The 15,781-nt window shown below is 32.6% G+C and carries 20 protein-coding genes; 11 read left to right on the top strand and 9 right to left on the bottom strand.

From position 1 onward, the window contains the following. Positions 1-275 (top strand): T9SS type B sorting domain-containing protein (locus C6368_RS13210; protein WP_159038597.1); only part of this gene is annotated, 275 nt, incomplete at its 5' end. Positions 276-654: 379 nt separating this feature from the next. Here C6368_RS13210 and C6368_RS13205 read toward each other — a convergent pair. Further along, entirely contained in the window at positions 655-2,196 is a 1,542-nt protein-coding gene (locus tag C6368_RS13205; RefSeq protein ID WP_107039690.1) for a glycine--tRNA ligase, read from the bottom strand. Positions 2,197-2,391: 195 nt separating this feature from the next. Here C6368_RS13205 and C6368_RS13200 point away from each other — a divergent pair, with 195 nt between their 5' ends. The 3 genes from C6368_RS13200 (at position 2,392) to C6368_RS13190 (ending at position 5,338) form a co-directional block, all read left to right on the top strand. After that, a complete protein-coding gene (locus C6368_RS13200) occupies positions 2,392-2,817 on the top strand; it encodes a hypothetical protein (RefSeq protein WP_107039689.1) in 426 nt (141 codons plus the stop codon). A 226-nt stretch (positions 2,818-3,043) separates the two neighbouring features. Then, the gene (locus tag C6368_RS13195; RefSeq protein ID WP_107039688.1) at positions 3,044-3,712 is read left to right on the top strand and encodes a hypothetical protein; all 669 of its coding nucleotides are present in this window, start codon (positions 3,044-3,046) and stop codon (positions 3,710-3,712) included. A 36-nt stretch (positions 3,713-3,748) separates the two neighbouring features. Next, positions 3,749-5,338 (top strand): hypothetical protein, encoded by a 1,590-nt coding sequence (locus C6368_RS13190; RefSeq protein WP_107039687.1) that lies wholly within the window; start codon positions 3,749-3,751, stop codon positions 5,336-5,338. A gap of 349 nt (positions 5,339-5,687) precedes the next feature. On the opposite strand, the gene C6368_RS13185 is transcribed toward C6368_RS13190, so the two are convergent. Then, entirely contained in the window at positions 5,688-6,179 is a 492-nt protein-coding gene (locus C6368_RS13185) for a heavy-metal-associated domain-containing protein (protein WP_107039686.1), read from the bottom strand. 72 nt (positions 6,180-6,251) lie between these two features. On the opposite strand from C6368_RS13185, the gene C6368_RS13180 reads away from it, so the two are divergent. The 4 genes from C6368_RS13180 (at position 6,252) to C6368_RS13165 (ending at position 9,126) form a co-directional block, all read left to right on the top strand. Next, the gene (locus C6368_RS13180; protein WP_107039685.1) at positions 6,252-7,184 is read left to right on the top strand and encodes a DMT family transporter; all 933 of its coding nucleotides are present in this window, start codon (positions 6,252-6,254) and stop codon (positions 7,182-7,184) included. A 73-nt stretch (positions 7,185-7,257) separates the two neighbouring features. Further along, positions 7,258-7,569: a 50S ribosomal protein L21 gene (rplU, locus tag C6368_RS13175; RefSeq protein ID WP_107039684.1), complete on the top strand. Its 312-nt coding sequence runs from the start codon at positions 7,258-7,260 to the stop codon at positions 7,567-7,569. A gap of 47 nt (positions 7,570-7,616) precedes the next feature. Further along, the gene (rpmA, locus tag C6368_RS13170; protein WP_107039683.1) at positions 7,617-7,889 is read left to right on the top strand and encodes a 50S ribosomal protein L27; all 273 of its coding nucleotides are present in this window, start codon (positions 7,617-7,619) and stop codon (positions 7,887-7,889) included. 847 nt (positions 7,890-8,736) lie between these two features. Next, a complete protein-coding gene (locus C6368_RS13165; protein ID WP_107039682.1) occupies positions 8,737-9,126 on the top strand; it encodes a hypothetical protein in 390 nt (129 codons plus the stop codon). A 316-nt stretch (positions 9,127-9,442) separates the two neighbouring features. Here the strand turns inward: C6368_RS13165 and rlmH are convergent, their stop codons facing one another. The 7 genes from rlmH to C6368_RS13130 all read right to left on the bottom strand — a co-directional run bounded on the left by rlmH (position 9,443) and on the right by C6368_RS13130 (position 13,265). Continuing rightward, positions 9,443-9,916, bottom strand: a complete 474-nt coding sequence (rlmH, locus tag C6368_RS13160; RefSeq protein ID WP_107039681.1) for a 23S rRNA (pseudouridine(1915)-N(3))-methyltransferase RlmH — start codon at positions 9,914-9,916, stop codon at positions 9,443-9,445. Beyond that, positions 9,913-10,296, bottom strand: a complete 384-nt coding sequence (locus C6368_RS13155) for a DUF4783 domain-containing protein (protein ID WP_107039680.1) — start codon at positions 10,294-10,296, stop codon at positions 9,913-9,915. The genes rlmH and C6368_RS13155 overlap by 4 nt, the downstream gene beginning before the upstream one ends. Before the next feature lie 148 nt (positions 10,297-10,444). Beyond that, positions 10,445-11,158 (bottom strand): hypothetical protein, encoded by a 714-nt coding sequence (locus C6368_RS13150; protein ID WP_107039679.1) that lies wholly within the window; start codon positions 11,156-11,158, stop codon positions 10,445-10,447. Continuing rightward, the gene (locus tag C6368_RS13145; protein ID WP_107039678.1) at positions 11,159-12,052 is read right to left on the bottom strand and encodes a pseudouridine synthase; all 894 of its coding nucleotides are present in this window, start codon (positions 12,050-12,052) and stop codon (positions 11,159-11,161) included. Between the two features lie 134 nt (positions 12,053-12,186). Then, the gene (locus C6368_RS13140) at positions 12,187-12,546 is read right to left on the bottom strand and encodes a YraN family protein (RefSeq protein WP_159038596.1); all 360 of its coding nucleotides are present in this window, start codon (positions 12,544-12,546) and stop codon (positions 12,187-12,189) included. Positions 12,547-12,660: 114 nt separating this feature from the next. Continuing rightward, a complete protein-coding gene (locus C6368_RS13135; protein WP_107039676.1) occupies positions 12,661-12,849 on the bottom strand; it encodes a hypothetical protein in 189 nt (62 codons plus the stop codon). Between the two features lie 218 nt (positions 12,850-13,067). Further along, positions 13,068-13,265 (bottom strand): hypothetical protein, encoded by a 198-nt coding sequence (locus C6368_RS13130; protein WP_107039675.1) that lies wholly within the window; start codon positions 13,263-13,265, stop codon positions 13,068-13,070. A gap of 329 nt (positions 13,266-13,594) precedes the next feature. On the opposite strand from C6368_RS13130, the gene C6368_RS13125 reads away from it, so the two are divergent. The 3 genes from C6368_RS13125 to C6368_RS13115 all read left to right on the top strand — a co-directional run bounded on the left by C6368_RS13125 (position 13,595) and on the right by C6368_RS13115 (position 15,781). After that, positions 13,595-14,326, top strand: a complete 732-nt coding sequence (locus tag C6368_RS13125; RefSeq protein ID WP_107039674.1) for a 3'-5' exonuclease — start codon at positions 13,595-13,597, stop codon at positions 14,324-14,326. After that, positions 14,289-14,759 (top strand): hypothetical protein, encoded by a 471-nt coding sequence (locus C6368_RS13120; protein ID WP_107039673.1) that lies wholly within the window; start codon positions 14,289-14,291, stop codon positions 14,757-14,759. Before C6368_RS13125 ends, C6368_RS13120 begins: the two co-directional genes overlap by 38 nt. A gap of 341 nt (positions 14,760-15,100) precedes the next feature. Continuing rightward, positions 15,101-15,781, top strand: a complete 681-nt coding sequence (locus C6368_RS13115) for a TetR/AcrR family transcriptional regulator (RefSeq protein WP_107039672.1) — start codon at positions 15,101-15,103, stop codon at positions 15,779-15,781.

The following is a 15,781-nucleotide window of genomic DNA, read 5'->3' as shown; positions in this document are numbered from 1 at the left end:
ATATTCCTACAGCGTTCACGCCAGATTTTGACGAACACAATCAACTGTTTGAACCAATATTTGCGGCAGGATTTAACCCAGATGATTACAACTTTAAAGTTTTCAATCGTTATGGAGAAATTCTTTTCGAATCAAATGACCACAAAGTTGGTTGGGACGGAACTTACAATGGTAAAATGAGTGAAGAAGGAACCTATGTATATAAAATCGAATTTGGGATAGAAAAAAGTCCTGAACGAGAAGTTGTTACTGGACATTTTACTTTATTGAAATAGTTCTCGAAAAAAGAACTACAAATTAAAAACGGTTGCCAAGCGTTAAGAAACGCAACGCAACCGTTTTTTTTATTCACTTTTAAACTCTTTACAAAACTAAGGATAATTTCATTATTCTAACCTTTACCGAATAATAATGTAAAAAAAAGTCAGCATAACTATTATAAATGTAAAGCAATATTTTCCAGGGAAAGGAATATTAAGAAATTCTCTACAAAATAAACCTAACAAACTCCCCCCATAACATCCTAACTACAACCTTATTAAGGATATTACTCAAACAAAAAGGCTGCAACTTGTACAAATACTAGCTGCAGCCTTTTTTATATTTTCACTTTAAACTCTCCCTCATACCTGTGGGAAATTTTATTGTTCAATTCTATCCTTTTTGTAAGAGTTTCTTCAAGCTCACTTTTTCATCAATAATATTGTATAAATCTGAAATTGCAACACGTTCTTGATTCATAGTGTCTCTATCACGAATTGTCACCGTGTTGTCCTCCAAAGTTTGATGATCAACTGTTACGTGGAATGGTGTTCCGATAGCATCTTGGCGACGGTAACGTTTTCCAATTGAATCTTTCTCATCGTATTGACAGTTGAAATCAAATTTCAATTCATCAATAATCTCCATTGCCTTGTCTGGCAGTCCATCTTTTTTCGTTAACGGCATTACCGCAACTTTATAAGGCGCCAAAGCAGGTGGAATTGACAAAACAACTCTTTCTGAACCATCTTCTAATGTTTCATTTTTCAATGATGAACTAAATACAGCCAAGAACATTCTATCCAAACCTACAGAAGTTTCAACTACAAAAGGAACATAACTTTTCTTCAATTCAGGATCGAAAAACTGTAATTTTTTCCCTGAATGTTCTTCGTGTGCCTTAAGGTCAAAATCTGTTCTAGAATGAATTCCTTCTAGTTCTTTAAAACCCATTGGGAAATCAAATTCGATATCAGAAGCAGCGTTTGCATAATGCGCCAATTGAATATGGTCATGATCTCTGTAGAATTCTTCTCCAAGACCTAAAGCTTTATGCCATTTATTTCTTTTTTCTTTCCAGTGTTCGTACCACTTCAACTCTTCTCCTGGACGCACAAAATATTGCATTTCCATTTGTTCGAATTCACGCATACGGAAGATAAATTGACGTGCAACGATTTCGTTACGGAAAGCTTTACCAATTTGGGCAATTCCAAAAGGTATTTTCATTCTTCCTGTTTTCTGAACATTGAGGAAGTTTACAAAAATTCCTTGCGCAGTTTCAGGACGTAAATATATTTTTGAAGTATCATCAGCAACTGAACCTAATTCAGTTGAGAACATTAAGTTGAATTGTCTTACCTCTGTCCAATTTTTAGAACCAGAAACAGGACAAGCAATTCCAAGATCATCTATCATCCCTTTCAAAGCTGCTAAATCGTCATCTTTGAAAATAACTTCAAGCTTCCCTTCTAGTTCATCAATTTTATCTTGATTTCTTTTCACGTTCGGATTCGTTGCTAAGAATTGCTCAACATCGAAATCATCACCAAAGCGTTTTTTTCCTTTTTGAACATCTTTCGCGATTTTCTCACGGTATTTTTCAATATGCTCTTCAACAAGAACATCCGCACGGTATCGCTTTTTAGAATCTTTGTTGTCGATCATAGGATCGTTGAAAGCTTCAGTGTGCCCAGAGGCCTTCCAAGTTTTAGGGTGCATAAAAATAGCGGCATCTAAACCCACAATTTCGTCGTTCATTTGAACCATTGCAGCCCACCAATATTTCTTAATGTTGTTTTTCAATTCAACACCTAACTGACCATAATCATATGTTGCCGATAACCCATCATAAATCTCTGAAGATGGAAATACATATCCATACTCTTTAGCATGGGAAATCACCTCTTTTAGCTTGTCTTCACTCTTTTTCATGGAGGCAAAATTAGCAATTTTTAATCAATTGATTCAATTAGAAATTACGAATTATGAACTTTATACCTTGTATTTCCATAAATAATGTTGATCACTTTCACGAACAAGCAAGATTAATTTAATGTATAGAATTCCAAAATGAATTTAAAAAACCTTATTGATTTTTTATATTAGCAGATATCTTATAAATACAGAATGGCGAAAATAAAATACACCGAAGAAAGATTAAAAGGAAGTTTACGCATGGGAAAACTCTTTTTAGGACTTGGTTTATTTTTCATTCTGCTTTCCTTTGTCTACAAAGACTGGGAAGGCATTTCTCCTTTGGCCATTGGAGTAGGTGAAATTAGTGCTGGAATAGTTATGCTTTTTGTGTATTCTTATCAGAAAAAAAAGCAATACCTTTCAATTCAAGCAGATGAAATAACTAAACATGGGATATTTTCAAAAAAAATTGATCTCAAAGACATTATAGCGATAAAGGAATTTGCTGGTGACATCAAACTAAAAACAGAACGAGGTGAGTTTGTTATAGACACACAAACTATTGCGCCTGACTCACTGGAAGAGTTAAAAACTATTTTAAGCCGAATTATTCCGCAGGCAGAATTTAAACACTAATATTTTATACATCAATTCACTGACTTCAAAGGAATTAAGGATTTAAACATCATTTGACATCCAAAGGTAATAATTGACATTATTTCTAAATCAAAATTGGTTTAATCACTCTTTTTTAGTTCTTTTGTTAAGAAATCAGAAGATCAATTTTAGATTTAGTTTAAACAACTTAAAATCATTGGACAATTAAACGAATTTACAACCGTTCTAACGAAAAAAATATAATATGAAATCACTACTATTAATTGCCTTTACATTCGCCATAGGATTTGCAATTGCCCAACCAAGAGTTGTCACTTTTGAGTCTGACGAGGGCTCAAGGGAAGACCAAAGTGGTTATGAAATGAATGTTTTTAAGATCAGCTTATTTGAGCTAGCAGCCGGAGATTTCCCCATTTATTATGAACGAGTTTTAAGCAATTCATTTTCTGCTGAGGCAAGTTTAGGATTAACGTTTGGGGATTACACAGCTTCAATTTTCTCTGATTATGACTCTCCTTTTAACTACAATATTGATGCTAAATACGGCTTTAGTTTTTCACTTGCTCTCCGTTTTTATCCAATCGCATCTTTAGAAGACTTTTACATTTCGCCAGAATTTAAGTTTAGAAATTTCAATTGGTCGAGAGATATAGATCAATACAATCCATATCCACCATATGAAAATGTTGTAACGCAAACCGTGGATGAAACAAGAACGTACTTAATGCCGAGGATTAATCTAGGCTACATCACTTTTTATGACAACAATCTTTCATTTGATTGGCACATTGGAGTTGGAATGAACACACCTACAGAAAGTGTTTTCAATTATCAAACACTACAAGTACAAAGTGAAAAACTTAATACTCGTCCAAGATTTCACTTTGGTTTTAAAATCGGCTACGTATTTTAGCCACTTAATTAGAAATATAACCTTTTAAATATCATTATGAAAAACACTTTTTTTAACCTCGCACTACTAATCTTCTGCTTTACATTTGGTAATTTAAATTTTGCCCAAGACATTGAAGTGAACATTGGGAAGGAAACAAAAACCGAAAAGAGAGAAACAATAGCATCAGCCCACCATGCTGGAGACGATGTGATTGTATTAAAAAGTACGATGAGATTACTTCGTTCGAATAATTACTTCTTAGAAATTTTTGATGAAAAGATGGATTTCGTAAAAAGAAACGAAATTACACTTCCAGATGATGACTTGAATATCTATCAAATGATGTACGTCAATGAGAAAATCTATATGTTCATGCTGAAAAATGACAAGAGAGAAGAAAAAAACACATTATATGGAACAACTATCAACAGAGATGGGAAGTTCGATTCTGATATTTTTGAACTAAAAGAAGTTGATATTTTAAAAAGTAGCTTTAATTTGTTTACCATTTCTCTATCTGAGGACTCTACGCATTTCTTGGTACAATCCTCTCCATGGTCTAGAGATGAGGATCAAGATGCAAGCAGTGATTTCTTAATTGTAGATTTAGATTTTCAAGAAGTAGATAACGTTTCCATAAATTTTCCTTATAATGAGCGCGACTTCTCAATTAGAAGCATTCAATTAGATGCCAAAGGAAACATTCACATGTTAACTTCAATAGCAATTGAAGAAACAAGGAGAAAAACTTTGTTCAACACATCGGTTGAAAAGGAGGCACGCGTTTTCACATTATACAAAGGTGAAAGTGAAGTTGAAGAATATGAAATCAACTTATTAAATGAAGAGGCTGGATTTATCAGTCAAATAAAGATGAAAACAGATAAACTTGGAAGACTTCAATGTGCTGGTTTTTATTCTGACAAAAAAGGAAATTCTACAAGAGGAGTATTTGCATTTACAATAGATACTGATACTAAGGAAATCAGCAATGTGAGTTCTCAAGAATTTACTGACGAATATTTGAATCAGTTTTTGTCTGATAAGCAAATCCGTAAAAAGGAACGTAAATCAGAAAGAAATGCCAAGAAGAATCCTTACGAAAGATTATATAATTATCGAATTAGAGATATCGTAATGAAAAAAGGAGGCGGTTTTTATATGGTTGCAGAATATTATGAATTACGAGTTACAACCACAACGACTTCGAATGGAGCGACTAGAACAACTTACCACTACTACTATAATGATTTAATGGTAATTGATGTATTAAAAGATAATTCAGTTGAATGGTATGCAAGAGTTCCAAAAAGGCAACATTCTACAAATGATGGCGGCAGATTCTCTGGAATTATTACTGGATTGAACAATGACAACTCATTAAACATCATATTTAACGACAATACAGAAACATCTACAGTTGTTGACCATGATAATTCTAGAAGTTTAAAATTAAAAAAATCAACAGTTGTATTAGTAAAATTTGAAGAAGACGGGAATGCTACAAAAACTCCATTATTCAGTTCAAAAGAACTGAAAACATATGTTATCCCAGGCGCTAGTCCAGTAGGAAGAGAAAATGATCTTGTACTTTATTCATTAGGCAAGAAAAAGAACAGATTTACGAATGTAATCTTGAATTAAAAAGTGGAGAATTTAGGTTTTGTAAAAGTCGTTCTGGATTTATTTCTAGAGCGGCTTTTTTGTGTCTTGAGATAATTATGAATGTTAATAATTTGTGGAGTATTGAATTCCAACTTCGTTTTAATTGTACCTTTTTTAACCGAGCAGAGCGTTAAGAAGTCGCCAAGAACGCAGAGGTTTTAAATGGGTTGGAAAGAGGGAACAAATGATAATTGATAACTGATAACTGATAACTTTAGAGTATTAAAAATCAATTACGTGTTTTTGAAGGAAGATATTAAAGGGTATGTTTCAACTTGGACAATTTGAGGTTTGGAGAATTGAAAAGAAGATTCTGAGGAGGCAAATATTAATTAATCAAACCATTCAACAATTTCGTAAGATTTGGGAAAGTGAAACTTTTTGAAGACACTTCTCTAGAAGAAAGCCCATTTAAAGAATGATCATCCTGCACTTCATCCGTTTTCACATTTACAGCTGACAATGTTGATTGCGTTACTTTTTTAAGTTTAGCAGAATACCGGTTATCTGCTAATCCCCCAATAACTTTAATCATTTTATCTGTTGATGTTTTTTTGATATCGAAATAAACTTTGATTTGACTTAAAGGATGCTCATCATCGAAAGCAACCTCCACTTCTGAAACTCCACCTGTATCCAATAGTCCTTTTCTGATAGCAGCACCACAACCCTTTTGACACATCATTCCTTCAATATCGAATGTAGCAAGGTGAGTTGGAAAAATATTTTTTTCTTCCGAAATTTCAGGAGTTAAAAGCTCATTAGATTCGCATCCAAATAGAAAAGATGAAAGAATTGTCAAAAAGAATAATTGTCTCATTGGTAAATTATTTTATCAAAAATAAGAAAACATTCAATAAACAGCAAAGTAATATCTCAATTGTTTAAAATCATGTACTACTTTTGCGGAATGAAAGCAAACCTGAAATACGCTGCGATTTTGATATTACTATCAATAGTTTGGGGAAGTTCTTTTATTCTTATGAAAAGAGGAATGATTGACAAGTCAACTGGAGATACGATTTTCAGTAGTACACAAGTTGGAGCAATGCGTATGCTTTTTGCCTCTTCTGTACTTTTACCAATGGGATTGCGGTCCTTGAAAATCATAACTTCATTCAAAATCGGATTGAGCTTGGCGGTTGTTTCATTAGCGGGTAGTTTTCTTCCTGCATTTTTATTTACTTACGCAGAAACAGGCATCAGTTCTGGCTATGCCGGTATGTTGAACAGTACTGTACCAATTTTCACGTTAATAATTGGGGCATTTTTCTTTCGTCAACAGCTTTTAAAAATGCAAGTTATTGGCGTTCTAATTGGAACCATTGGAATTGTTACACTCGTAAATGGTGTTTCAGTTGTTGACACCTCAGGAACATACCTGCATGTGATGGCAGTAGTATTGGCGACCCTATGTTATGGACTCAGTACAAATACTATGCGGTATAATTTAAGCCATTTACAACCTTTAAAAGTTACATCGGTAGCATTTGTTTTTGCATTTTTACCCGCGGTATTTTGTTTTTTCTACTTCGAAACTCCAACCACAATAATGGAAAATGAACATGCCAAAAAGGCAATGGTTTACATTTTAATTTTGGCTGTAGTTGGTACAGCACTTTCATTGATTTTATTTAACTATTTAATCAGCAAAACATCAGCATTATTTGCCAGTAGTGTTACATATCTAATTCCTATAGTTGCAGTGATCATCGGTTTTTTTGATGGAGAAACAATGAGTTGGATTCAAGTGGCTGCGATGTTGATTATTTTAGTCGGAATTTTTACGGCAAACCGTAAGAAAAAACAAATTGCAAATAAATAGTATTTCGAATAAATAAATTACTATATTTGCAGTCCGAATTTTATAGGAATATTAATAATTAATTAAATTAGCTATGTACGCAATTGTAGAGATAGCAGGGCAACAATTCAAAGTTGAAAAAGATCAACGTTTGTTTGTACACCGTTTAGACGCTAAAGAAGGAGACAAAATCGACTTTGACCGTGTTTTATTGACTGGTGACAATGATAAAGTTAACGTTGGCGCCCCAGCTATAGATGGTGTAACAGTTTCTGCAACAGTAGAACGTCACCTGAAAGGAGATAAAGTAATTATCTTCAAAAAGAAGAGAAGAAAAGGTTACCAGAAACAAAATGGTCACCGTCAACAGTTCACGGAAGTGACTATTACAGGAATTAAGGCATAAACCAAAGGTTGTAGAATTTAATTCTACAATTGAAAAAACTAAATAAGATGGCACATAAAAAAGGAGTCGGAAGTTCGAAAAACGGTCGTGAATCGGAAAGTAAACGCCTTGGTGTAAAAATATTTGGTGGACAAGCTGCAATTGCAGGTAACATTATTGTTCGTCAGAGAGGTACTAAGCATCACCCAGGTTTAAACGTTGGGATTGGTAAAGACCACACCTTGTTTGCATTAACAACAGGAGTTGTTCAATTCACAAAGAAAAGAAATAACCGTTCTTATGTATCAGTTAGCCCATTAGAGGAAAACACTGAAGCATAATTAAAGGTATATATTTATTATAAATGCTATTCGAGAAATCGGATAGCATTTTTTTGTATAATAAATTTCTCCTCTATCCATCCTGGTTTATGCACTATCAAAAGATCTAGTCGTTTATAACGGTTAATAACCCTTAGCATTAGAATAGGTAAAATTCAAAACCAAAGGCTAAATCAAACTTTATCCACTTTTGAAACTAGCACTATCAGAGGACATAGTCGTTTATAACGGTTAATAACGCTTAGCATTAGAATAGTTAAAATTCAAAACCAAAGGCTAAATCAAACTTTATCGACTTTTTAAAACTAGCACTATCAGAGGATCTAGTCGTTTATAACGGTTAATAACGCTTAGCATTAGAATAAGTAAAATTAAAAACCAAAGGCTAAATCAAACTTTATCGACTTTTTGAAACTCGCACTATCAGAGGATCTAGTCGTTTATAACGGTTAATAACGCTTAGAATTAGAATAGGTGAAACTCAAAAACAAAGCCTAAATCAAACTTTATCGCCTTTTTGAAACCCTCACTATCAAAGGACATAGTCGTTTATAACGGTTAATAACGCTTAGCATTAGAATAGGTGAAATTCAAAACCAAAGGCTAAATCACAAACTTTATCGACTTTTTGAAACCCTCACTATCAGCGAACGTAGCCGTTTATAACGGTTAACAAAGGACTAAGCTCATTTTGAAACATCAGAAATGTTCAACCATTCCTAAACTAAAGATGAGTTCTCAATCGCTAATCAAGTTCATTCGATTGGAGATTCGGTTGGTCTCAATTCCTATATAATATAATTTACTAGTTTATTTTTTATATCTTTAATTTTCAAAATTTCTTACTATGAAAAACAAGATTGGTGTATTTTTAACAGGAATAATTCTTCTCATGACATTCTCTTGTAACATTAAAAATGTAGAGAAATACAACGAAGATTTTAAAGGTGAATGGAAAACAAAAGTATACTACTCCCCTACTAAAGGCGATTCTATTAGAAATTTTCTAAATGTTGAGGGCAAGGAAAGCGCGTTTGGCGTTGCTTGTGAAGAAGATGTAGCTTTTAAAAACTGTTTAATTTTTCAAACAGGGAAAATCAAATTCAATACATCAACAAAAGCCATGCAGTTTGGAAATTCTGTTTCTCAAATTCATTATGTCACTGAAGAACCATTTATAAATGAAAACGGAGAATGGGAACTGAGTTTGGACAGTATTAGTTACTTTAAGTACTAAAAGATAATTACGGATTAATAACCGCATACAGCAGATTTAGACATTAGATGTAGAATTTGATGCAATCCCTGAAAATGACATCGGTATAGAATTAACTATGGAGATTTAATTCAACTTTGTAACCGGACACAAAAGAATTAATAATTGCTAAAAGTTGAAAATATACAGATAATTTCTACTAATTAGACTCAACACCATTATCCTACAATTTAACTCACTGAACATTCGGAGACCATCCAATATAAGCTCATCTATACAAGTGCCGAAGTCAACACCCTAAGAATTCGTAATTGATAATTCGTAATTCGCCATTAATTTACTGGTGATGATAAGGCTCTCCTTTCAATATGGTTAATGCCCGATAAAGTTGTTCTATAAAGAACATTCGAATCATTTGGTGAGAGAAAGTGAGTTTACTTAGCGCCAATTTATCATTTGCTCTTTGGTAAACGGTTTCGCTAAACCCATATGGTCCGCCTACTACAAAAACAAGACCTTGACTCCCCGAATTGAACTGTTTTTGGATATAATTTGAAAACTTTACTGATGTCATTTCCTTACCTTTTTCATCAAGTAAAATAACATGATCATTAGCTTTTATGTTTTTCAAGATGGTTTCTGCTTCAATGTTTTTGATTTCATCTTCAGATCTGTTCTTGGCATTTTTAACATCGGCTAACTCAACAACTTCGAAAGGCACATAACGCTTTAATCTTTTGGTGTATTCTTTTTCGCCATCTTCAAGGAATTTCTTTCCCGTTTTCCCTACATAAATCAACTTTATTTTCATTTCTGGGGAATAATAGTAATAGACTCTATTTGATGCTGTGTATTTACCTTTTTAAACTTAAAACTTACCCTATAAAGTCTTTTCGATTGATAATCACCTACAGCAAAGGTAGAGGCACCTGTCTCTTTCCCTTTAAATCCAAAAGAGAAAGATTTGGGTGGATTATTCTTGAAAAAATTACTTAAAACCTGAGTCCCTTGAGACTTACTATATACTCCTTCGCTTCCTTCAATAGAAATCAGGACTTTTGTAGTTCCCAAATTCATGATTTTACTAGCATTTCCTTGAGAGAAAGCAGTTTCTACTTCCTGATAGGGAATAGAGAAAATTGAGCTTACAGCAAAAAATAAAGTAAATATGGATGTTATAATATAATTCATTGTTTTCTATTCGTTCTCCTCCTCAACTACAAATTTTATGCCTTTAACCTTTAATCTCATTCAATTGAACAAAATCAAAATAAACACAGTATAAAAATGCAACTAAATATTCTTGCAAAGTTAAAAAACATCTGTTAATCAACACTTTTTACAAAGCTACTTGTGGTGCTTGAGCGTACTCTTCCCACCATTTATTTGACAATATCCTTTCCAATTTATAAACAATTTGTTCATTGTTGGCAGACCACTTCACCATTCCATAACCCTTGGCAAAAGTTCTGGTGATCATTACATTTTGACCTCCAGTCTCTTTCGTATATGGATTAGCAAATATAATATTTACGGAATCTTCGATAACTATTGCAGGCACTTGCTTACCTAAAACTGAGACTGTCGAATTCTCTTCCAAAACCCTTCTTTTTGATTGATAAATCATCGTCAAAGAATCTAGATGGGAAGGGAAATCTGATAGAAATTGTGTTTGCTCACCCTTCTTTTGAGGAAAAAAAGTATTTTCTGTAAGTTTAGCTTGTCTCTTCTTTCCATCTCCATCTACAATCATGTGATCGATTACTCTTAGTTCATTCATCAAATCATGCGTATATCCTTCTGTAATTTTTAAATCAGAATTATAATACTCTACAACCAAAGTGGTATCTTCAGGAGTTTCAGACCTATAAATTCTATGCACCTTCTCGTCCAAGGCTTCCTTTGTATTCTGATAAACATAAATAAAAGGAATGAGACTATCAGTTGGGTAAAAGTACTCCATGTAAGAAACTTCTTGAACCTGATCTTTTGTAGAACCTCCACATGAGACAAGAATAAAAAGTAGGCTAAAAAGGAAAAATAAATGTTTCATTTAACTCATTTTTAAGAAAGAAACCTCTTTATCCGTAAGGTGTCTAAATTGACCTCGAGGCAAATCTTTTTTATCTAATCCAGCGAATTCAACTCTGTCTAGCTTTATGATTTCATAACCTAGTTTCCCCATCATTAACTTCACTTTATTGCTCTTGTTAGAGAAAATTTTGATTCCAATTTCATTATGGCTTTTTCCATTAATAAAACTTGCGTCTTCAGCACTAAACATCATGTCATCGATATACAATCCTTTAGTTAATTTCTCCAAATCTTCTTCTGACATCACAGTTTTCAAAACAACATGATAAAGTTGAGACACCTTAAACTTAGGATGCATCAATTTCTTTTCCATATCGGAATCATTGGTATATAAAATTAATCCGCACGCGGCTCTATCCATCTTACCCACAGGATCAAGCATTTCTCTTCCCGCTTTTTGAATTAAGCTATAAACAGATTTTTTTGACATGTCATCGACATATCTAATTCCAAAATCTTTTGGTTTATTAACCAAAACGTACTTTTTAACATCACGCTTAATAATAGAACCGTCATATCGAACTACATCCGAAGGATTCACTTTAAATCCAAATTCCGTAATAGTTTTTCCATTAACACTTACTGTTCCAGATTCGATTAAAACATCTGCATCTCTACGAGAACAAATTCCTGCATTGGCTATAAATTTATTCAATCTTATTTTATCATCAAACTTCGGTAAAGGCTCTCCTTGACTAGTACGACTTCTTTTAGGCAGACCAGCTGCTCCTTCAGAAACCTTTCTTTTAGCTTTCCCCTTAGTTAGATATTTGCTCGGTTTACCGCTATATTTAGAATCACCTTTTTTACGGTTTTCTCTGCTTTTTGGATTTTCTCCAGTATTTTTACTCATTTTCTAAAAATTATACTACAAAGATAGAGAAAGATAATTGACAATTGACAATTGACAATTGATAATTGAGGAAAGTCAATAGATATGGTCAACGGAAAGTTTTCTTAGTTGAACTAATCAAGGGAAATCAACCTCTATAATCTAGGGTAAAAAGCTTCTTCAATATGCTCTAGAAATGTGCCATGAGAATTATGGACAATTGAAATAATATCAAATTGCGCCTCAATATCTAAATCCTTAGAAACAATATAATGATGTGCGCACTTGATGATTTGCTTTTGCTTGTGGCGTGTTACAGACTTCCAAGGTGGTCCAATTTCGGCAGTTTGTCTTGTTTTTACTTCAACAAAAACTATTTTTCCTGGCAATCTATAAATGATATCGATTTCATTTCTATTGTAGCGGTAATTTGTATCGGCAATTTGAAATCCATTTTTACGTAGAAACTGAAGCGCTTTAAGCTCTCCAAAATCTCCTAATTCTTTTGTGGTCATGCTATTTTGATTTATGGTTGAACTTAAGTTCGGAAAATATATCATTTCTACCAAAATAAAACGCATAAAAAAAGGAACTCAAATGAGCTCCTTAATTTTTTGAACTGGAAAGAATTATTTTTCTGACCAAGTTCCTCCTTGTGCTTTACAAATTGTTTCAGCAGCAGATGCTTCATCTTTGTCAAGATCTGGATACGTCACATCGTCATAAAACACAGAATCATATTCACATGTATAATCTTTTTTACAAGATGTTAATGCCAATGCTCCGAATACCATACCAACAAATAATACTTTTTTCATAATAATAATGTTTTTTAATAATTAATGATGGCCGAAAGTAATAATAAAAACGTATTAAGATGTTAATTTATTTAAAAAAATAAAAAAAGTTATTTTAAACTCACAACCTCATCTAAATCATGAAGTTTTATCAATTCTACAGAAACTTATGGGATGAACACCATAAAAAAAAGGAGCTCTTAAGAACTCCTTTTAATATACGTTATGTGAATATCACATTAGTCAACAGACCAAGTTCCTGAAACTATACCAGTTTCACATTCCTGCTTTTTTTCATCTGCTTCGTCTTTATCCAAATCTTTATAAGTTTCAACATTTTCAACTCCTGCAACCTCTGTTGTACATTTATAATCTTTTTTACAAGAAGTTAATGCCAATGCTCCGAATACCATTCCTACAAACAATACTTTTTTCATAATAATATATTTTATTTAGTTATTAGTTGAGTCTAAGGTAGAGGTATTAAATAAAATTCACACCGCTTTGATTCTTAAAAAATCTTAACAACAACAATTTCAATGGAACCTAACACCTACAAACAACTGACTTCAAATCAAATAAGTACACTTGTTAAAGAATGTTATGTTCAGTCCATTAAATATTTTTGTAAAACACAAGACAAAAATCCTAACTCGAAAAAATGGAAATTTGCCTACTAAAAGAATTGACTCGTGTTTTTACGAGCTATAATATTATTTAAAAACGCTTTCATTTTTTTTTGTATCTTTAATTAAAAAGCAAAAGTATGTTAGATAAAATCAACTTAGAAAAAATATTGTTTCTTGATATAGAAACTGTTCCTCAAGTATATGATTACCATGAGTTGGATGAAACCACGGCTAACCTGTTTCAACAAAAAACTCGATTTAAACAACGTGGGAGTGAATTTGAAGGAGAAGTTTATGGTGAAAATGCAGGTATTCTAGCAGAATTTGGAAAAATAGTCTGTATTTCAGTAGGATATATTCAGAAACCAAAATCTGGAGTAGTACACAATAAAAAGATAAGGATGAAGTCTTTTTATCATCATGATGAAGAAACTCTTTTAAGGGATTTCGCTGAATTGCTGAATGAATACTATAGTGGTCCGCAAAATTTATTGTGCGGTCATAATGGAAAAGAATTTGATTTTCCATATATCGCCAGAAGAATGCTTATTCTCGGTATAAAACTCCCAATCCCTCTAGATATTGCAGGTAAAAAACCCTGGGAAGTTAATCATTTAGACACCTTGGAATTATGGAAATTCGGAGACTACAAACACTTCACTTCCCTCCCATTATTGTGTCATATATTCAAAATCCCCACGCCAAAAGACGATATTTCTGGAGCTGATGTTGCAAGAGTTTACTATGAAGACAAGGACCTTGAAAGAATAAAAGTATATTGCGAAAAAGACGTTGTAGCGTTGATTCAGTTATTTTTAAAAATGAAAGGTGATGGTTTGGTTGAAGAAAGTGATATTATATATTCTTAGTGCATTTCTATTAGTATTTACATCCTGTGACGTTGCTGGAAACAAACCTGAAGTCAGTAAAGATGAAGATAAAACCAATTCTAAGGAAGATTTGGTGAAGCTTTTTTTAAATCAAATTCAAAATTGGAATTCTGATTCAATTCAAAAAATCGACAGCATAGGCTATGAAATAATTCTATTGGATTCTGCATTGAGTTACCATTCCTACGAAAATGATTATCAACCTAATTCTTTTATGTTTTCTTCCAATGAGAGAAATTCATTTCAAGTCTTTGAAGAAAATGAATTTCTAAAATTAACCCAACCAATTCAACAATCTACCTATAAGGTATGGAGAAAAAATTTGAAAAATTTAAAGATTCTTGATTTGAGCATAGAGCCTCACCCAACTTTAGGCTGGTTATTTATTGCACGACTTCGAGGTCAAGAATAATTATTAATGTTTAATTTTTTAACGTGTTCTTTTTTAATTTTCAATCAGACTGTGAACTAACATGTCGTTTAATTGTTTTTTATATTATGTGTATTTGGTGTTAGCTCCAATGTATATTTTAATTATTCTTATCAATTACTGTCACCTAAGTTGAGATCCGATATGAATAAAAAGTAAAAAAATAATATATGGACTAAAAATATTAAAGCATTGTAAATCAAAACTGTGAAAATCAGTTTTGAACAATAAAATATCCATTAATGTCCAATTCTTAACATAAATTTGATAGTAAAATATACATAGGTAATAGTAATGCTATTACATTTGTGCAAAAAACTTTTATGCAGCAATTTCTTTCGAATATTCAAATTAAGGTTAATGACTACCTCTTTCTGAAAGACCCTTTCAGTAGTGAATTAGGTAAACGCATAATCTCGGGAAGCATAGAATTAATGCATGAAATAGGTTTTGAGGCTTTTACTTTCAAAAAATTAGCCAAGGAGATAAATTCAACAGAAGCTTCTGTATATCGCTACTTTGAAAATAAGAATAAAGTATTATTGTACATGACGATTTGGTTTTGGGGCTGGACGGAATCAAAATTAATTTTTGCCATTACAAATGTCGAAGACAAAGAGTTAAAATTAAAAAAAGCATTGGCTGTAATAACCGAGGCGGTCTTAGAAGATAGAAGTTTCAAGGAAATTAATGAACGTAAACTTCAAAAAGTGGTATATGATGAGTCAGCCAAAGCGTATATCAATAAACTGGTAGATGATGAAAATAAAAATGGAGTATTCGCATACTACAAATCTGTAGTTCAAAGGGTAAGTGAAATAATTTTAGAAATTAATCCTAATTATCAATATCCACATATGCTAGTTTCGACTATAATAGAAGGAACACATTTGCAAAGATTTTTTATTCGACACCTACCGGCCTTAACTACCAGCAACGAGCACGGCGAAGACAACGTTCCACAGTTTTTTACAGACTTGGTGCTTAAAACAATTAAATCATAA

The organism is Brumimicrobium mesophilum (genome assembly GCF_003025005.1).
Classification (GTDB): Bacteria; Bacteroidota; Bacteroidia; order Flavobacteriales_D; family Crocinitomicaceae; genus Brumimicrobium; species Brumimicrobium mesophilum.
The sequence above is the reverse complement of the archived record's forward strand: the minus strand, read 5'-3'. Positions and strand labels throughout refer to the sequence as shown.